Below are 18500 nucleotides of genomic sequence, written 5' to 3' on the forward strand. Positions count from 1 at the left end.
GCGCTAAGCGTGGCGGTGACCTTGACCCTACTCCTGCGAACACCGTGGTCGAGCACGGATGTCGGTCAGATTACGGGTCGGGACCCGCGCGGTGTCAGTCCTCGTCGGTGGACCGCGCGGTGGGGTCCGGGAGGTGTCCGCGGCTGACCAGGGAGATGGCCGGGAGGTCGCGCGGGCGCACGGTGGGCAGCGTGACCTCGGCGCCGTCGGTGGTGCTGGCGCGGACCTTGGACTGCTTGGTGATGGCCAGGCCCTTCAGCGATTCCCAGCGCAGGGTGCGGCCGCCGACGAGGGAGCGGGTCTTGATCCGCTCGGCGTCGACGCTGGTGCCCGGCCGCAGCACGGCCCACAGGAGTGCGAGCGGGATCAGGAAGACCAGCGGACCCACCGGGCCGGAGGTGGTGGCCAGCGGTACCGCGCAGGCGGCGACCGCGAGCACGGCCAGCAGCGACACGCGGGGGACCCGGAAGTTCAGCGACTCCGGGATCTCGGTGCCCTGCGGCTCCGCGGCGGGCGCGGATTCGGTGCTCTGCGGTTCGGCGGCGTCGTCCTGGGGTGTCTCGCTCACCCCTCGATGCTCTCACCTGGCGGGCCTCGCCCGATCGGGACCCGATCCTCCCATCGGCTGGGAGTTCCGGAGCGGCGTGTATCACACCTGGTGCGAATCTCGTCGTGACGGCATCGCTGAACTGGGAAAAGCGCGAAGCCTCGGATCGTGGCAACCTGGACGGGCGCCCAGCATGCGAGACGATCATCCCGGATCGTTTGACGTGGCGCGACCGGTCCCATTAACGTCCTGGCCATGCTGCGACTGCACGACATTCTCGTACTTCCCTGGCGCGTCGACGCCTAAGGAAGTTCGCAGCGTCGACGCGCCAACCCTCGTGGGGCCTATTTGTGGCCTGCGGGGGTTTTTTCGTGTCCGGTCCCACTCCCAACCACCGAGGTTGACCCGATGACCAGCGCCAATACCAGGCAGAATCCGGTCCCGGCGCCCCCGCCAGGACGCCGACCCAAGCCCGCGCCGCCCAGCGGTGCTCCGGTGAAGATGACGGGTGCGCAGGCACTCGTCCGCTCGCTGGAGTCCGTGGGTTGCGAGGTCGTCTTCGGGATTCCGGGTGGCACCATCCTCCCGTCCTACGACCCCTTGCTCGACTCCGAGAAGGTCCGGCACGTGCTGGTCCGCCACGAGCAGGGCGGCGGGCACGCGGCGACCGGATACGCGCAGGCCACCGGCAAGGTCGGTGTGTGCATGGCCACTTCCGGCCCGGGTGCGACGAACCTGGTCACCCCGCTCGCCGACGCGCACATGGACTCCGTCCCGGTCGTGGCGATCACCGGTCAGCAGTCCACCGGCCTGATCGGCACCGACGCCTTCCAGGAAGCCGACATCTGCGGCATCACGCTGCCGATCACCAAGCACAACTTCCTGGTCACCGACGCCGAGGACATCCCGCGGATCATCGCCGAGGCGTTCTACATCGCCGCCAGCGGCCGTCCGGGCCCGGTGCTGGTCGACATCCCCAAGGACGTCCAGCAGGCCACCATGTCCTTCTCCTGGCCGCCGGAGATGAAGCTCCCGGGTTACCGGCCGACCAGCAAGCCGCACGGCAAGCAGGTCCGCGAGGCCGCGAAGCTCATGGTCGAGGCCAAGCAGCCGGTCCTCTACGTCGGTGGCGGTGTCATCAAGGCGGAGGCGCACGCCGAGCTGCGGCAGCTGGCCGAGCGCACGGGCATCCCGGTGGTCACCACGCTGATGGCGCGCGGCGCGTTCCCGGACTCGCACCCGCAGCACCTCGGCATGCCCGGCATGCACGGCACGGTCGCCGCGGTCGCCGCGATGCAGCGCTCCGACCTGCTGATCGCCCTGGGCACCCGGTTCGACGACCGGGTCACCGGCCAGCTCTCGTCGTTCGCGCCCGAGGCCAAGGTCGTGCACGCCGACATCGACCCGGCCGAGATCTCCAAGAACCGCCACGCCGACGTCCCGATCGTCGGTGACTGCAAGGACGTCATCGCCGAGCTCACCGAGGCGTTCGGGACCGCCGAGGCCGAGGACGGCACAGCCGACCTGACGGCGTGGTGGGCGATGCTGGACGACATCCGCGGCCGGTTCCCGCTCGGGTACGCCGAGCCCAGCGACGGCAGCCTGTCGCCGGAGTACGTCATCGAGCGGCTGGGCGAGATCGCCGGCACCGACGCGGTCTACGCGGCGGGCGTGGGTCAGCACCAGATGTGGGCCGCGCAGTTCATCGGCTACGACAACCCGCGTTCCTGGCTGAACTCCGGTGGCCTGGGGACCATGGGCTACGCGGTTCCCGCGGCCATGGGCGCCAAGGCCGGCGTGCCGGACAAGGTCGTGTGGGCCATCGACGGCGACGGCTGCTTCCAGATGACCAACCAGGAGCTCGCGACCTGCGCGATCGAGGACATCCCCATCAAGGTGGCCATCATCAACAACGGCAACCTGGGTATGGTCCGGCAGTGGCAGAACCTGTTTTACGCCGAGCGTTACTCACACAGCGACCTCGGCACCCACAAGCACCGCATCCCGGACTTCAAGCTGCTCGCCGACGCCTACGGGTGCGCCGGCCTGCGGTGTGAGTCCAAAGAGGACGTCGACAGCGTCATCCAGCGGGCTATGGAGATCAACGACCGACCGGTCGTGATCGACTTCGTGGTGGGCAAGGACGCCCAGGTGTGGCCGATGGTGGCGGCGGGCACCGGCAACGACGAGATCATGGCGGCACGCGGCATCCGCCCCCTGTTCGAGGAGGACGAGGCGTGACTAGGCATACCTTGAGCGTTCTGGTGGAGAACGTTCCCGGTGTTCTCGCTCGGGTTTCCGGGCTGTTCTCCCGCCGCAGCTTCAACATCGAGTCGCTCGCGGTCGGCCCGACCGAGCACCCGGAGATCTCCCGGATGACGATCGTGGTCGCTGTCAGCGACCAGCCCCTGGAGCAGGTCACCAAGCAGCTCAACAAGCTGGTGAACGTGATCAAGATCGTGGAGCTGGAGGACGACGCCGCTGTGCAGCGCGAGCTGCTGTTGGTCAAGGTCCGCGCCGACTCCTCGGTGCGCAGCCAGGTCCTGGAGACCGTGCAGCTGTTCCGCGCCAAGGTGGTGGACGTCTCGCCGGAGGCGCTGACCATCGAGGCCACCGGCCCCGCCGATAAGCTCGACGCGTTGCTGCGAATGCTGGAACCCTACGGCGTCCGCGAGATGGTGCAGTCGGGAACGATCGCGATCGGGCGTGGCCCCCGCTCCATCACGGCCACCGCAGTGCGCTGACAACGAGGAATGGTTTCGGGGTGTCTTTGCTTAGCGGTGCAAGTAGCGGAACCTCAGCGGCCCTCCGGGTCCGGGCGCCACTCCTGATGCATGCCAATGCACGGCGTCGCGGCGTCCTCCCCGGAGAACCGCTGAGAACCCGCGGCGGTGCGAGTTGAGTCCCACACCTGAAACAGCGGCTACCGCCGCACCCAACATCTCCTAGTGGTTGCCAGCCACGGCCGACAACCGATGAAGTCCCGAAAGGAAACGCTGAATCACCATGGCAGTTGAAATCTTCTACGACGCGGACGCGGACCTCGGCATCGTGCAGGGCCGCAAGGTCGCCGTCATCGGCTACGGCAGCCAGGGCCACGCGCACGCGCTGAGCCTGCGGGACTCGGGCGTCGACGTGCGCATCGGCCTGCCGGAGGGTTCCAAGTCCCGCGCCAAGGCCGAGGAGGAGGGCCTGAAGGTCCTCACCCCGTCCGAGGCGTCGGCCGAGGCCGACCTGATCATGATCCTGGCGCCCGACACCAAGCAGCGCGAGATCTACGCCAACGACGTCGCCCCGAACCTCAAGCAGGGTGACGCGCTGTTCTTCGGCCACGGCTTCAACATCCGCTACGGCCTGATCCAGCCGCCGGCCGACGTCGACGTCGCGATGGTCGCCCCGAAGGGCCCGGGTCACCTTGTCCGCCGCCAGTTCGTCGACGGCAAGGGCGTGCCGTGCCTGATCGCCGTCGAGCAGGACGCCTCGGGCAACGCCCAGGCCCTGGCGCTGTCCTACGCCGCCGCCATCGGCGGTGCCCGCGCCGGCGTCATCAAGACCACCTTCAAGGAGGAGACCGAGACCGACCTGTTCGGTGAGCAGGCCGTCCTCTGCGGTGGTGCCTCCGCGCTGGTGCAGAACGGTTTCGAGGTGCTGGTCGAGGCCGGTTACCAGCCGGAGATCGCCTACTTCGAGGTCCTGCACGAGCTCAAGCTGATCGTGGACCTGATGTGGGAGGGCGGCATCGCCGGTCAGCGCTACTCCTGCTCGGACACCGCCGAGTACGGCGACCTCACCCGCGGCCCGCGCGTCATCGACTCGCACGTCAAGGACTCGATGCGCAAGGTGCTCGGTGAGATCCAGGACGGCACCTTCGCCAAGGAGTGGGTGGCCGAGGACGAGTCGGGCCGCCCGAACTTCACCAAGCTCCAGGCCCAGGGCAACGCCCACCAGATCGAAGAGGTCGGCAAGAAGCTGCGCTCGCTGATGTCCTGGACCAACAAGTGAGCTGATCCGCGAGCTCTCCGGAGCCCTCTTCAGCGTTGACCCGCCTGGCCCGGTGAAACCTCTCGAACGAGGTTTCACCGGGCCTCGCGTGTTCCGGCGGTGGTGGGTAGGTTTCCGCCGGGCGGGTCTCCCACAACGGGATATCGCTATGAGTGAGGGATACGGTACGCATCGTGAGTGCAGAGAACGAGATCGTCGACGACAAAGCGCATGTCCGCGACAAATTGGACTTCTCAGTCGCGGAGTGGATCACGAGCACGGATGATCCGGACGAACCGGGCGTCGAGATCGCGTTCGTCGACGGTTATGTGGGGATGCGGAACGGGGCGGATCCGGAGGGTCCCGTTCTCGTTTTCACCCCCGAGGAATGGGACGCGTTCGTCGCGGGCGCCAAGGACGGCGAATTCGACGAACCGTGAAGCGCGGCCGCCGGTTCGGGCCTGATGTCGTCGGCGTGGGCCCGTTCGGGTGCCGATCTCTCCCGCACTCTGGAACGAATACCTCTTGCACGGGGCGTGATCTGCGATAATGCTGAAAGAGCGGGTCTTGTGGACGTGTTCGATCCAGCGGTGATCCGAGCTACACCCTTGTGAATGCTTTCTCAATCTCCCGTTAAACTTCCCCCGTCCGGGCACATCGTCGTGCCGATCGTGATCTTCCAGCTTGGAGTTCGCCCGTGACCAACGCAAGCCGTCCTGTCGTTCTTCTCGCCGAGAAGTTGGCCCCGTCCGTGATCGACGCCCTCGGCGAAGAGGTCGAGATCCGCAACGTGGACGGCACCGACCGTCCGGCGCTGCTCGACGCTGTCGCCGACGCCGATGCGCTGCTGGTCCGTTCCGCAACCAAGGTCGATGCCGAAGTCCTGTCGGCGGCCAAGAGCCTCAAGGTCGTCGCCCGCGCCGGCGTCGGCCTCGACAACGTCGAGGTGCCCGCCGCCACCGAGCGCGGCGTGATGGTGGTCAACGCCCCCACCTCCAACATCGTCTCCGCCGCCGAGCACGCCATGGCGCTGCTGCTGTCGGTGGTCCGCAACGTGCCGCAGGCCGACGCGAGCCTGAAGGGCGGCGCCTGGAAGCGCAGCTCCTACGGCGGCGTCGAGCTCAACGGCAAGACCGTCGGTGTCGTCGGCCTGGGCAAGATCGGGCAGCTGTTCGCCGCCCGCGTCGCCGCCTTCGGCACCAAGCTCATCGCCTACGACCCCTACGTGTCGCCGGCCCGCGCCGCGCAGCTGGGCATCGAGCTGGTCTCGCTGGAGGAGCTGCTCAGCCGCGCCGACGCGCTGTCGATCCACCTCCCGAAGACCGCTGAGACCCTGGGCCTGATCGGTGCCGAGGAGCTCAAGAAGGCCAAGCCGAACCTGATCATCATCAACGCCGCTCGCGGCGGCCTGGTCGACGAGGACGCGCTGGCCGACGCGCTGCGCAACGGCACCATCGCCGGCGCGGGCATCGACGTGTTCAAGTCCGAGCCGATCACCGACAGCCCGCTGTTCGCCCTGGACAACGTCGTGGTGACCCCGCACCTGGGTGCCTCCACCACTGAGGCGCAGGACCGCGCGGGCACCGACGTGGCCAAGTCGGTCCGGCTGGCGCTGCGCGGCGACTTCGTCCCGGACGCGGTCAACGTCCAGGGCGGTGCGGTCGGCGAGGAAGTCCGCCCGTACCTGTCGCTGACCCAGAAGCTGGGCCAGCTGCTGGCCGCGCTGCAGGGCGGCACCCCGAGCTCGGTGACCATCGAGGCCCGCGGTGAGCTGGCCGACGAGGACGTCTCGGTGCTGCAGCTGGCGGCGCTGCGCGGCGTGTTCGCCGGTGCGGTCGAGAGTCAGGTGACCTTCGTCAACGCCCCGCAGCTGGCCGAGGAGCTGGGTGTCCAGGTCGAGGTCAAGACGACCTCGGAGAGCCCGAACCACCGCAGCGTCGTGTCGCTGCGCGCGCACATGGCCGACGGCAGCACCTCGGTGGTCTCCGGTGCGCTGTCGGGCCCGAACCAGGTGGAGAAGCTGGTCGAGGTCAACGGTCGGCACTTCGACCTGCGGGCCGAGGGCAACGTGCTGCTGCTGGAGTACCCGGACCGCCCGGGTGTGATGGGCAAGGTCGGCACGCTGCTGGGCGAGGTCGGCGTGAACATCGAGGCCGCGACGGTCAGCCAGACCACCGAGCGCTCCGAGGCGATCATGCTGCTGCGCGTGGACCGTCCGGTCGAGCAGGGCGTGCTGGAGCCGATCGGCGCTGCCGTGGGTGCGCGCATCGTGCGCACCGTCAGCTTTGAGTGAGCCCGCAACGAGGTGTCGCTGAGTAGGTGCTCAACGACGGGTTCGCACGCTGAATAGCTCGAAAGCGTGAGAAGGGGTCGTTCCATTCCGTGGGACGGCCCCTCGCGCGTACCTGGACCGAAACAGTGCGTCACCCGAATGGGTGTCCCACAGTTCGGGACTTATCATCCACTTGGTGGGCCCGGCGTGCCGCTCTGCGCGGCCATGCCGGTAGCCTTCGGCTCAACAGTTCGAGCCCCGCAGTTCGGGGTGGTTCTCGGGAGGTGTGTAGATGCGGCTCGCTGTGATCCCCGGCGACGGGATCGGGCCGGAGGTCGTTGCCGAGGCACTCAAGGTGCTCGGCGAGGTCGTGCCGGATACCGAGATCACCCGTTACGACCTCGGAGCCGCTCGCTGGCACGCGACGGGGGAGCTGCTCCCCGAGTCCGTGCTCGGTGAGCTCCGCCAGCACGACGCGATCCTGCTCGGCGCGGTCGGCGACCCATCGGTGCCCAGCGGCATCCTGGAGCGCGGTCTGCTGCTGCGGCTGCGCTTCGAACTCGACCACCACGTGAACCTGCGCCCCGCGCGGCTGTACCCGGGCGTGAAGAGCCCGGTGGTCGACCCGGGTGAGATCGACATGGTCGTCGTGCGCGAGGGCACCACGCACGAGATCGCCACCGAGGTCAGCATCAACACCGCGTTCGGCGTCGAGCGGGTCGTGCGCGACGCGTTCGCCCGCGCCGCCTCGCGGCCGCGCAAGCACCTGACCCTGGTGCACAAGACCAACGTGCTCACCCACGCCGGTTCGCTGTGGTCGCGCGTGGTCGAAGAGGTCTCCCTGCAGTACCCGGACGTCACCGTGGCCTACCAGCACGTCGACGCCACCACGATCCACATGGTCACCGATCCGAGCCGGTTCGACGTGATCGTCACCGACAACCTCTTCGGCGACATCATCACCGACCTGGCGGGTGCGATCACCGGCGGCATCGGCCTCGCGGCCAGCGGCAACATCGACGCCACCCGCCGCAACCCGAGCATGTTCGAGCCGGTTCACGGCAGCGCCCCGGACATCGCCGGGCAGGGCGTGGCCGACCCGACCGCCGCCGTGCTGTCGATCGCGATGCTGCTCGACCACGTCGGGCTGACCGAGGCCGCCAAGCGCGTCGAGGCCTCCGTGGCCTTCGACCTGGCGACTCGCGACCACTCGTCGCCGGGCGCCACGTTCGCCATCGGCGACCGGCTGGCCGCGCTGGTCTCGTCGCACGAGGTCGTGGCCCAGCCCTGACCGGGTCTTCGCCGAAGGGCGCCTCCCCGCAGCGGGGAGGCGCCCTTCGGCTTTTCCGGATCGTGAGAAGTCCGTCGCGTTCGATGGACATCGGCGTGCGAGGTGTGCAGCATGGGGTCGTGGCTTTCCGCAGTGTGATCATTATTGGCGAGCGCGTCGGGTAAACATCTCCGCTTCCCGACGCGCTGACCTCTCGCATTCGCGGGGGGTCTTTTTTGTTGCCTGCGTCAGGTCCACGCCGAACCGATCGATCCGACGGGAGACAATCCAGTGACCCGCACCAAGCCGGCCGGCACGCCCCTGGGCGACGACTTCCACGTCTACGACACGACGCTGCGGGACGGCGCGCAGCGAGAGGGAATTTCGTACTCGGTCACCGACAAGCTGGCCGTCGCACGCCTGCTGGACGGGCTCGGGGTCGGGTTCATCGAAGGTGGTTGGCCCGGAGCGCTTCCCAAGGACACCGAGTTCTTTCACCGCGCGGCGCAAGGGGAACTCGCGCTCGACCACGCCGCGCTCGTGGCGTTCGGCTCCACCCGCCGGGCGGGCTCCAAAGTGGACGAAGATCGTCAAGTTGCCGCACTGCTGGAATCGCGCGCTCCGGTCGTGACGCTGGTGGCCAAATCGGACCGCAGGCACATCGAACGGGCGCTGCGCACCGATGTGGCGGAGAACTGCGCGATGATCGCCGACACCGTCCGCCACCTCGTCGACCACGGCAGGCGAGTTTTCCTCGACGCCGAGCACTTCTTCGACGGGTACGCCTTCGACCCCGACACCTCGCTCCGCGTGCTCGACGCCGCAGCGGGCGCCGGCGCCGACGTGGTCGTGCTGTGCGACACCAACGGCGGTCAGCTCCCGTTGCAGCTGGCCGACACCGTGCGGGAGGTCATCGCGCGCACCGGGCTCCGCGTCGGCATCCACTGCCAGGACGACACCGGCTGCGCCGTGGCCAACAGCGTCGCGGCGGTGCAGGCCGGTGCCACGCACGTGCAGTGCACCGCCAACGGCTACGGCGAACGCGCGGGCAACGCGGATCTGTTCGCAGTTCTGGGAAATCTGGGCCTGAAGCTCGACATGCCGGTGCTGCCGGAGGGCAAAATGCCCGAGCTGACGCGGGTTTCGCACGCGCTGGCGGAAATCGCCAACCTGGCGCCCGACACCCACCAGGCGTACGTGGGGCAGTCGGCGTTCGCGCACAAGGCCGGGCTGCACGCCAGCGCGATCAAAGTGGATCCCGAGCTCTACAACCACCTCGACCCGGCCGAGGTCGGCAACGGGATGCGGGTGCTGGTGACCGAGATGGCCGGTCGCGCCAGCCTGGAGCTCAAGGGCGCCGAACTGGGCCTGGAGCTCTCGCCGGAGGCGGTCGGGGGAGCGGTGCGGCAGGTCAAGGCGCTCGAAGCGCGCGGCTGGTCGTTCGAGGCCGCCGACGCCTCGCTGGAGTTGTTGCTGCGCCGGGAGATGACGGGTTCCGAACTCGAAACACCGTTCGAGCTCGAGTCGTACCGGGTGCTGCTCGACCACCGCGAGGACGGCGAGGTCGTGTCCGAGGCGACCGTGCGGGTCAGCGTGTCAGGGCAGCGGGTGATCGCCACGGCGGAGGGCAACGGTCCCGTCAACGCCCTCGACGCCGCGCTGCGCAAGGCCCTCGTGCCGCACCTGCCGTGGCTGGAATCGGTGGAGCTGGCCGACTACAAGGTCCGCATCCTCGTCGACGAGCCGGGCACCGACGCCGTCACCCGGGTGCTGGTCGAGTCCCGCGACGGCGAGCACGAGTGGACCACCGTGGGCGTGCACGCCAACATCGTCGAGGCCAGCTGGCTCGCGCTCTGCGACGCGCTCATCTACAAGGCCTGCGCCGCGATGTGACGGCGACCTCCCGCTGAAGCGGCGCAGCCGCCACCCGCACCGATGAGCCGAGCGACCACCTCTTATGTTTGGATGAGTCCACAGCAGATTTTGCGGAGGTTGTCTTGCGGTTGGCTCGTGTCGCCCACTCTGACGGGGTTTCCTTTGTCGCGTTGGAGCCGGATCCGGCGGCGCCGCGGGAGAAGATCGTGGCGGTCGAGATCGACCAGCACCCGTTCGGCTCGCCCACCTACACCGGCCGGAAGTGGCCGATGGCCGACGTGCGCCTGCTGGCGCCGATCCTGCCGAGCAAGGTGATCTGCGTGGGCAAGAACTACGCCGAGCACGCGCGCGAGATGGGTGGCGAGGCGCCCGAGAACCCGCTGATCTTCATGAAGCCGTCGACGTCGGTGATCGGCCCCAACTCGCCGATCAAGCTGCCGTCGAACTCCGAGCGGGTGGACTTCGAGGGCGAGCTGGCCGCGATCATCGGCCAGCCCTGCAAGGACGTCCCGGAGGCGCGCGGCACCGAGGTGCTGCTCGGCTACACGATCGCCAACGACGTGACCGCCCGCGACCAGCAGAAGGCCGACGGGCAGTGGACGCGCGCCAAGGGCTACGACACGTTCTGCCCGCTGGGCCCGTGGATCGACACCGAGATCGACCCGTCGGACCTGTCGATCCGCACCGATCTGGACGGTGAGGTCAAGCAGGACGGCCGCACCTCGCAGCTGGTGCACGGCATCGGCGGCCTGGTCTCGTGGGTCTCGCGGATCATGACGCTGCTGCCCGGCGACGTCATCCTCACCGGCACTCCGGCGGGCGTCGGCCCGATGACCGACGGTCAGAAGGTCACGGTTTCCATCGACGGCCTCGGGGCCCTGACGAACCCCGTCCAGAACGCCTGAGGCCGGCAGGCGGGCGGTTGTGGTCCGAACCGCCCGCCTCTCCTGTCCGGTCAGTTCGGACCACAAGTCTCGCGGCGACTACCGCAGGGCCTCGCGCGGCGGGCGTTCCCGCACAGCGCCGTAGGCCAGCAGGTACGGCGGGATGCGGCGCAGGAACGGCAGGCGGCTGACCGCGCGGATCGGCAGCGGCAGCCTCGCCGAGCCGCCGAGGTCGATCTCGCCGCGCAGGGCGGGCCCCACCACGTTCTCGTGGATCATGCGCTGGAAGCCCTGGATCAGCACCGTGGTGAGCCAGCGGCGCCGCTGGACGGCCGCCACGTGCTTGCGCTGCAGCCGGCCTTCGCGCAGCGGTCCCGCGAGGTGGCGGGCCGCCGCGACCGCGTCCTGCACCGCGAGGTTGATGCCGATGCCGCCGACCGGCGACATGGCGTGCGCGGAGTCGCCGATGCACAGCAGGCCCGGCACGTGCCACTTGCGCAGCCGGTCCAGCGTCACGTGCAGCAGCTTCACGTCGTCCCACGAGCGCACCAGCTCCCGGTCTCCCAGCCACGGGATCTCCCGCCTGAGCTGCGCGTTGAACTCCTCGATCGGCCGGGAGCGGCCCTCGGGGTCGGAGCCCTTGTGGATGATCGAGGCGACCTGGAAGTAGTCCCGCCGGTCGATGAGCACCTGGAACGCGCGCTTGCGCAGCAGTCCGAGGAGGCCCTCCGGGTCTCCCTCGTGGCGCGGCACCCGGAACCAGCGGACGTCCATCGGGGTGGGGAAGTCCCGCAGTCCGAGCTCCGGCATGTCCCGCACGAACGACTTGCGGCCGTCGCAGGCCACGGTGATGGTGGCGCGCAGTTCACCGGTCTGCCCCGAGTCGGTGCGGTAGCGCACACCGCGAACCCGGCCGCCCTCCCGGATCAGCTCGGTGGCCTCGGTGTTCATCCGCAGCGTGAACCCCGGTTCGGACTTGCCCTCGTCGGCGAGCATGTCCAGCAGGTCCCACTGCGGCACCATCGCGATGTAGTTGTGCTTGATCGGCAGCAGTGAGAAGTCGCCCATCGTGAACAGCTCGCCGTTCGGGCCGAGCGGTAGCTGGACCTTGCTGATCCGGCTCTGCGGGATCTTGGCGAAGCGGTCGGACAGGCCGAGGTCGTCGAGCAGCTGCAGAGTCGTGGGGTGCACCGTGTCGCCGCGGAAGTCGCGCAGGAAGTCGCCGTGCTTCTCCAGGACGGTGACCTCGACACCGGCCCGGGCGAGCAGCAGTCCGAGAACCATGCCGGCGGGCCCGCCGCCGACGACGACGCAGGTGGTGCGCTCCATTGCGATCCCCCTCCAGAGTTTTCAACGTCCGTTGAATAAATTCAGGATGCACCTACCGGATGCGGCCGTCAAGCGCGCACGAGCACTGGCTACGCTGAAACCGTTATGAGCACGCCAGAAGCCAGCAAAGACGCAGCCCAGGACGAGGTAACCCGGCCGGTTCGTGCCCGGTTCTGCCCGTCGCCGACCGGAACCCCGCACGTCGGCCTGATCCGCACCGCGCTCTACAACTGGGCGTTCGCCCGGCACAACAAGGGCAAGCTGGTGTTCCGGATCGAGGACACCGACTCCGCCCGCGACAGCGAGGAGTCCTACCAGGCGCTGCTCGACGCGCTGCGCTGGCTGGGCCTCGACTGGGACGAAGGCCCCGGAGTCGGCGGCGACCACGGCCCCTACCGGCAGAGCGAGCGGCGCGACATCTACGCCGACATCGCCCAGCGCCTGCTGGCCGCCGGTGAGCTCTACGAGGCGTACTCCAGCCCCGAAGAGGTCGAAGCCCGCCACAAGGCCGCCGGACGCGACCCGAAGCTCGGCTACGACAACTTCGACCGCGACCTCACCGACGAGCAGCGCGAGGTCTACGAGGCCGAAGGCCGCAAGCCGGTGCTGCGGCTGAAGATGCCCGCGCGCGACATCACCTTCACCGACCTGGTGCGCGGCGACATCACCTTCCCCGCGGGCAGCATCCCCGACCCGGTGCTCGTGCGCGGCAACGGCGACCCGCTCTACACGCTCACCAACCCCGTCGACGACGCGCTCATGCAGATCAGCCACGTCCTGCGCGGCGAAGACCTGCTGTCGTCCACGCCGCGCCAGATCGCGCTCTACGAGGCGCTGCAGCGCATCGGCGTCACCGACTTCACGCCCGAGTTCGGCCACCTGCCGTTCGTCGTGGGCGAGGGCAACAAGAAGCTGTCCAAGCGGGACCCGCAGTCCAACCTGTTCCACCACCGCGACCGGGGCTTCCTGCCCGAAGGCCTGCTCAACTACCTCGCGCTGCTGGGCTGGTCGATCTCCGAGGACCGCGACGTGTTCACCCTCGACGAGATGGTCGAGGCGTTCGAGATCGGACGCGTCAGCTCCAATCCGGCCCGCTTCGACCAGAAGAAGGCCGACGCCATCAACTCCGCGCACCTGCGCGCCCTGGCCCCCGACGACTTCGTCGCGCGCATCGTGCCCTACCTCATCAACGGCGGAGTGCTGCCCGCGGAACCCACCGAGTCGCAGCTTGCGACCGTGCGCGCCGCGGCACCGCTGGTGCAGGAACGGCTCATCGTGCTCTCCGACGCCGTCGGAATGATGGCCTTCCTGTTCGCCGGCGACGACTTCCAGCCCGAAGAGGCCTCCGCTCAGAAGGCCCTCGGCGAAGACGCGCAGCCCGTGCTGCAGGCCGCGATCGGCTCGCTCGACGAGCTGCCGGAGTGGACCACCGCCGCCATCGAGGAGGCCCTCAAGGTCTCCGTCGTCGACGGCCTGGGCATCAAGCCGCGCAAGGCGTTCGCCCCGGTCCGCGTCGCCATCACCGGCCGCACCGTGTCGCCGCCGCTGTACGAGTCGATGGAACTCCTCGGCCGCGACGTCTCCCTCGCGAGGCTCCGCAAGGCCCTCGCCTGAGAACACCGCCGAACACGCCGCCGCGACGCACGCTCCCGCGTCGCGGCGGCGTCGTCTTCCTCACCTGCGCGATCGCTCAGAACTCCGCGGAGCCCAACTGCTAAGACGGGGCGGAAGCGGCCGTTGGTTGCACAGTGTTTCCAGACCCACAGCAGACTTCACTAGGTTGGCAGAGTCGGGCGCGGTGGGTGAGCGCCTAGCCTCTCGGGGTGACATCCGCGGCTGACGCATCGAATCCCCGCAATCCCGCTCAGATCAAGGCCGTCTGCCTCGACCTCGACGACACCTTGCTCGACAGCCAGAGCGCGGCGCGCAGCTCCCTCAGAGAGCTCCTCGGCACTGACCGGGCATGGCCCGTGTGGGAGCGCACCACCGACCGGTACTACGCGCGATTCGTCAACGCCCAGCTGTCCTTCGACGTCATGTGCGTCGAACGCACCCGCGCCTTCTTCGCCGCCTTCGGCGAGCACATCGACTACGCCGAAGCGGAACGCCGCGAGAACCAGCGCATGGAAGCCATGCAACGCGCCTGGGGACTCTTCGACGACGCCCTCGACTGCCTCGACTGGATGCGCGCCAGCGGACTCCGCCTCGCCGCCGTCACCAACGCCCCCAGCGCCTACCAGCGCAAGAAGCTCGCCGCCGTCGGGCTCGCCGACGCCTTCGACGTCGTCGTCATCTCCGGCGAGATCGGCGTCGCCAAACCGGACCCGCGGATCTTCCACACCGCGTGCGACCGACTCGGCCTCCAAACCCACGAAGTCGCCCACGTCGGCGACAGGCTCACCACCGACGCCCAAGGAGCCTCCCGCGCCGGACTCAGCGGCATCTGGCTCAACCGCGACCAGATCCCCGCACCCCGCGGCTCCGCCGAACACCCCGTCGCCACCATCACGAGCCTCCGCGAACTCCCCGAACTGCTCGTCACCGAGATCGCCGCACCCGACTTCGCCGACCTCGTCGGCCAGACCCCCTGAACCAGGCCGCCACCTGCGAGAACCCCCGAAGAGGGGGGTGCTGGAAAGGGCCCTCAACGGGTGGTCTAATATATTCACCAACGCGGCGGACAGAAGTCCGGAAGCCGAACTCCCCAGCGGAGATCGGAATTCGGGACAACTGGCCGTTCAGCACCATGGGGTATGGTGTAATCGGCAGCACGACTGATTCTGGTTCAGTTAGTCTAGGTTCGAGTCCTGGTACCCCAGCGAGCAGATCACTCCGGTGATCTCTCAAACGCGGTCCCGTCGTCTAGCGGCCTAGGACGCCGCCCTCTCAAGGCGGTAGCGCGGGTTCAAATCCCGTCGGGACTACAGAGGTGGGAGGCCCCTGTCTGCGGAAAGCGCAGACTGGGGCCTCCTTCGTCATTGTGTTGGGGGGTCGAACCCCCCATGCCCCCCACGGTGCGGTGGTTGCTCTGGGGAGTGCTCCTCGCGTTGGGATTGGTTCCCGGCCTGGGTTTCTGACCAGCTTCTTGGTGGTCGCGGCTGCCTGCGCTTCGCTTGGCTTCTGGTGCCGCCTGCGCTTCGCTTGGCTTCTTCGGTTGTTCTTTGGTGGGGGCTTCGCTTCTTCGTTGGGGTGGTTGTCTCTTTTTGGGTCTGCTTTGTTCCTCTTCCTCTGCGTCTTCCTCTTCTTGTTTCTCGTTGTGGGTCGGGCTTTGTTTGGGTGTTGTTGGGGTCACTCCTTTCTTTGTTTTTGCTGGTTGTGGGGGTTGGGGTGGGGGGTGTTCTTGTGGGTTGTGGGGTGTTGTATCGTTGTCACCGTTGCGCGGTCCCGTCGTCTAGCGGCCTAGGACGCCGCCCTCTCAAGGCGGTAGCGCGGGTTCAAATCCCGTCGGGACTACAACGCGAGAAGGGCCCCGGATCATCTCCGGGGTCCTTCTCCTTTGCCGTCAGAGCCTGTTCTGCAGGCCTTCCGCTGCTGCCAGCAGGTCCGCCGCCCAGCGGGCGCCCGGTCTGCGGCCCATGCGGTCGATCGGGCCCGAGACCGAGATCGCCGCGACCACCGCGCCCTGGTTGTCCCGCACCGGCGCCGAGACGCTCGCCACGCCCGCCTCGCGCTCCGCCACGCTCTGCGCCCAACCCCTGCGGCGCACCTCCAGCAACGTGCGCTCCCCGAAAACCGCCTCCGACAGCACCGCGCGCTGCGTCGCCGGATCCGCCCATGAAGCCAGGACCTTCGCACCCGACCCCGCCGTCATCGACAGAGCCGTGCCCACCGGGACCGTGTCGCGCAGACCGCTCGGCGGCTCCGCCGTCGCTATGCACAAGCGCTGCATGCCGTCCCGGCGGTACAGTTGAACGCTCTCACCCGTGACATCCCGGAGTTTGGGCAGCACCGTGGACGCCGCTTCCAACAGCGGGTCCACCGCACCGCCGGCCAGCTCCGCCAACGCCGCGCCAGGCCGCCACCGGCCGTCCGAACCGCGGCGCAACAGGCGATGCGTCTCCAGACCCACCGCCAAACGGTGCGCCGTCGCCCGGGGCAGCCCCGTGCGGCCGCACAGTTCCGCCAGGCCGCACGGCTCCTGAGCCACCGCCTGCAGAACGGCCACTGCCTTGTCCAACACTCCGATGCCGCTATGCTGTCCCACGTACCGATACTAACTTCCCGGCATCTGGGAAGTCCACTCTGTGGGAGAGACCCATTTACTCGGGTCTCGGCGCGCTCGACTGGGAGCAGTGATGGGAAAAACGCTCGCGGAGAAGGTGTGGGACGCGCACATCGTGCGCCAAGGTGAAGGGCACGAGCCCGACCTGCTCTACATCGATCTCCACCTGGTGCACGAAGTCACCAGCCCGCAGGCCTTCGAAGGGCTCCGGCTGGCCGGCCGCGAAGTGCGGCGCCCCGACCTGACGATCGCCACCGAAGACCACAACGTCCCCACCGTCGGCCTCGATCTGCCGATCGCCGACCCGGTGTCGCGGACCCAGGTCGAAACGCTGCGCAAGAACTGCGCGGAGTTCGGCATCCGGCTGCACCCGATGGGCGATGCCGAGCAGGGCATCGTGCACGTCGTGGGACCGCAGCTCGGCCTCACCCAGCCCGGCACCACCGTCGTCTGCGGGGACAGCCACACCTCCACGCACGGCGCGTTCGGCGCGCTGGCCTTCGGGATCGGCACCTCCGAGGTGGAGCACGTGCTGGCCACCCAGACGCTGCCGCTGAGGCCGTTCAAGACCATGGCCATCAACATCGAGGGCTCGCTGCGTCCCGGCGTGACGAGCAAGGACGTCATCCTCGCCGTCATCGCCAAGATCGGCACCGGCGGTGGTCAGGGCTACGTGCTGGAGTACCGCGGCGAGGCCGTGCGCCAGCTGTCGATGGAAGCCCGCATGACCATCTGCAACATGTCGATCGAGGCGGGTGCGCGGGCGGGCATGATCGCGCCCGACGACACGACTTTCGAGTACCTCAAGGGCCGCCCGCACGCCCCCGAGGGCGCCGACTGGGACGCCGCCGTCGAGTACTGGAAGACGCTGCGCACCGACGACGACGCCGGCTTCGACGCGGAAGTCACGCTCAACGCCGACGAACTCACCCCGTTCGTCACCTGGGGCACCAACCCCGGCCAGGGCCTCCCGCTGGGCGAGAACGTGCCCGACCCGGAGACCATCGTCGACGAGGGCGAGCGCTTCGCCGCTGAAAAGGCGTTGGCCTACATGGGCTTGACCGCGGGCATGCCGCTGCGCGAGGTGAGCGTGGACACCGTCTTCCTGGGCTCCTGCACCAACGGCCGCCTGGAGGACCTGCGGGCCGCCGCCGAGGTCATCAAGGGCCGCAAGGTCGCGGGCAACACCCGGATGCTCGTGGTGCCCGGCTCGATGAAGGTGCGCCTGCAGGCCGAGAGCGAAGGGCTGCACGAGGTTTTCACCGCCGCCGGAGCGGAATGGCGTTCGGCCGGTTGTTCGATGTGCCTGGGCATGAACCCGGACCAGCTGGACCCGGGCGAGCGCAGCGCCTCGACCTCCAACCGCAACTTCGAGGGCAGGCAGGGCAAGGGCGGCCGTACCCACCTGGTTTCGCCGCTGGTGGCCGCGGCCACGGCGGTGCGCGGGACGCTCTCCTCGCCCGAGGACCTCGACTGACCACCTTCTTGAGCTCTCTACCACCAGGAGCAGTGACGATGGAACCGTTCAAGACGCACACCGGGGTCGGCGTCCCGCTGCGCCGGTCCAACGTGGACACCGACCAGATCATCCCCGCCGTGTACCTCAAGCGGGTCTCCCGCACGGGCTTCGAGGACGCGCTGTTCGCCGCCTGGCGCGGTGACGAGGAGTTCATCCTCAATCAGGAACCCTTCTCCTCCGGCAGCGTGCTGGTCGCCGGACCCGACTTCGGCACCGGGTCATCGCGCGAGCACGCGGTGTGGGCGCTGAAGGACTACGGCTTCCGAGTGGTCATCTCGAGCCGTTTCGCGGACATCTTCCGCGGCAATTCCGGCAAGCAGGGCCTGCTGGCCGCCCAGTGCGAGCAGTCCGATGTGGAGCTGCTCTGGAAGCTCCTGGAGGCCGAGCCGGGCACCGCTGTCACGGTGGATCTTCAGGAACTCACCGTCCAGGCCAAGGACCTCACGGTGCCCTTCAGCATCGATGACTACACCCGCTGGCGGCTGCTGGAAGGGCTTGACGACATCGGTTTGACCCTGCGCCACGCCGAGACGATCGACACTTTTGAGGCTGGGCGCCAGAGTTTCAAGCCCGCCACACTGCCTGCTCGCAAGGGCTGAGG

General features: G+C 68.6%; 15 protein-coding genes and 3 tRNA genes. 15 read left to right on the forward strand and 3 right to left on the reverse strand.

The window, feature by feature from the left end; translation table 11 throughout:
• Positions 1 to 94 precede the first annotated feature (94 nt).
• The gene (locus AB0J78_RS11905; RefSeq protein ID WP_363788934.1) at positions 95 to 568 is read right to left on the reverse strand and encodes a PH domain-containing protein; all 474 of its coding nucleotides are present in this window, start codon (positions 566 to 568) and stop codon (positions 95 to 97) included.
• A 387-nt stretch (positions 569 to 955) separates the two neighbouring features.
• Between AB0J78_RS11905 and AB0J78_RS11910 the strand changes: the two genes are divergently transcribed.
• From AB0J78_RS11910 to AB0J78_RS11945, 8 genes are all read left to right on the forward strand, one after another.
• Positions 956 to 2788: an acetolactate synthase large subunit gene (locus tag AB0J78_RS11910; RefSeq protein WP_363788935.1), complete on the forward strand. Its 1833-nt coding sequence runs from the start codon at positions 956 to 958 to the stop codon at positions 2786 to 2788.
• Positions 2785 to 3291: an acetolactate synthase small subunit gene (gene ilvN / locus AB0J78_RS11915; protein WP_145737715.1), complete on the forward strand. Its 507-nt coding sequence runs from the start codon at positions 2785 to 2787 to the stop codon at positions 3289 to 3291. The genes AB0J78_RS11910 and ilvN overlap by 4 nt, the downstream gene beginning before the upstream one ends.
• Before the next feature lie 262 nt (positions 3292 to 3553).
• Entirely contained in the window at positions 3554 to 4549 is a 996-nt protein-coding gene (ilvC, locus tag AB0J78_RS11920; protein WP_363788936.1) for a ketol-acid reductoisomerase, read from the forward strand.
• A 173-nt stretch (positions 4550 to 4722) separates the two neighbouring features.
• Complete coding sequence (locus AB0J78_RS11925) at positions 4723 to 4968, forward strand: DUF397 domain-containing protein (protein ID WP_132627456.1); 246 nt, start codon at positions 4723 to 4725, stop codon at positions 4966 to 4968.
• 257 nt (positions 4969 to 5225) lie between these two features.
• Positions 5226 to 6821 carry a phosphoglycerate dehydrogenase gene (gene serA, locus AB0J78_RS11930; protein ID WP_363788937.1) on the forward strand — a complete coding sequence of 532 codons (1596 nt, stop codon included), beginning with the start codon at positions 5226 to 5228 and terminating at the stop codon, positions 6819 to 6821.
• A gap of 271 nt (positions 6822 to 7092) precedes the next feature.
• Positions 7093 to 8091: a 3-isopropylmalate dehydrogenase gene (locus AB0J78_RS11935; RefSeq protein ID WP_363788938.1), complete on the forward strand. Its 999-nt coding sequence runs from the start codon at positions 7093 to 7095 to the stop codon at positions 8089 to 8091.
• Positions 8092 to 8361: 270 nt separating this feature from the next.
• The gene (cimA, locus tag AB0J78_RS11940; RefSeq protein WP_363788939.1) at positions 8362 to 9963 is read left to right on the forward strand and encodes a citramalate synthase; all 1602 of its coding nucleotides are present in this window, start codon (positions 8362 to 8364) and stop codon (positions 9961 to 9963) included.
• 104 nt (positions 9964 to 10067) lie between these two features.
• The gene (locus tag AB0J78_RS11945; RefSeq protein WP_363788940.1) at positions 10068 to 10850 is read left to right on the forward strand and encodes a fumarylacetoacetate hydrolase family protein; all 783 of its coding nucleotides are present in this window, start codon (positions 10068 to 10070) and stop codon (positions 10848 to 10850) included.
• A 78-nt stretch (positions 10851 to 10928) separates the two neighbouring features.
• Here AB0J78_RS11945 and AB0J78_RS11950 read toward each other — a convergent pair whose 3' ends face one another.
• A complete protein-coding gene (locus tag AB0J78_RS11950; RefSeq protein ID WP_363788941.1) occupies positions 10929 to 12158 on the reverse strand; it encodes an FAD-dependent oxidoreductase in 1230 nt (409 codons plus the stop codon).
• A gap of 105 nt (positions 12159 to 12263) precedes the next feature.
• Between AB0J78_RS11950 and gltX the strand changes: the two genes are divergently transcribed.
• From gltX to AB0J78_RS11975, 5 genes are all read left to right on the forward strand, one after another.
• The gene (gene gltX, locus AB0J78_RS11955) at positions 12264 to 13772 is read left to right on the forward strand and encodes a glutamate--tRNA ligase (protein ID WP_363788942.1); all 1509 of its coding nucleotides are present in this window, start codon (positions 12264 to 12266) and stop codon (positions 13770 to 13772) included.
• Positions 13773 to 13981: 209 nt separating this feature from the next.
• Positions 13982 to 14749 carry an HAD family hydrolase gene (locus AB0J78_RS11960; RefSeq protein WP_363788943.1) on the forward strand — a complete coding sequence of 256 codons (768 nt, stop codon included), beginning with the start codon at positions 13982 to 13984 and terminating at the stop codon, positions 14747 to 14749.
• 156 nt (positions 14750 to 14905) lie between these two features.
• A tRNA-Gln gene (locus AB0J78_RS11965) sits at positions 14906 to 14977 on the forward strand.
• A 32-nt stretch (positions 14978 to 15009) separates the two neighbouring features.
• Positions 15010 to 15082 (forward strand) — tRNA-Glu (locus AB0J78_RS11970).
• Positions 15083 to 15538: 456 nt separating this feature from the next.
• Positions 15539 to 15611, forward strand: a tRNA-Glu gene (locus tag AB0J78_RS11975).
• A 49-nt stretch (positions 15612 to 15660) separates the two neighbouring features.
• Here the strand turns inward: AB0J78_RS11975 and AB0J78_RS11980 are convergent.
• Entirely contained in the window at positions 15661 to 16362 is a 702-nt protein-coding gene (locus AB0J78_RS11980) for an IclR family transcriptional regulator (protein ID WP_363788944.1), read from the reverse strand.
• A gap of 91 nt (positions 16363 to 16453) precedes the next feature.
• Here AB0J78_RS11980 and leuC point away from each other — a divergent pair, with 91 nt between their 5' ends.
• Positions 16454 to 17857 carry a 3-isopropylmalate dehydratase large subunit gene (leuC, locus tag AB0J78_RS11985; RefSeq protein WP_363788945.1) on the forward strand — a complete coding sequence of 468 codons (1404 nt, stop codon included), beginning with the start codon at positions 16454 to 16456 and terminating at the stop codon, positions 17855 to 17857.
• A 38-nt stretch (positions 17858 to 17895) separates the two neighbouring features.
• The gene (leuD, locus tag AB0J78_RS11990; protein ID WP_363788946.1) at positions 17896 to 18498 is read left to right on the forward strand and encodes a 3-isopropylmalate dehydratase small subunit; all 603 of its coding nucleotides are present in this window, start codon (positions 17896 to 17898) and stop codon (positions 18496 to 18498) included.
• Positions 18499 to 18500: the final 2 nt, after the last annotated feature.

Origin of the sequence: Saccharopolyspora sp. NPDC049426 (assembly GCF_040676935.1) — a bacterium.
In the GTDB taxonomy this organism is placed as follows: Bacteria; Actinomycetota; Actinomycetes; order Mycobacteriales; family Pseudonocardiaceae; genus Saccharopolyspora.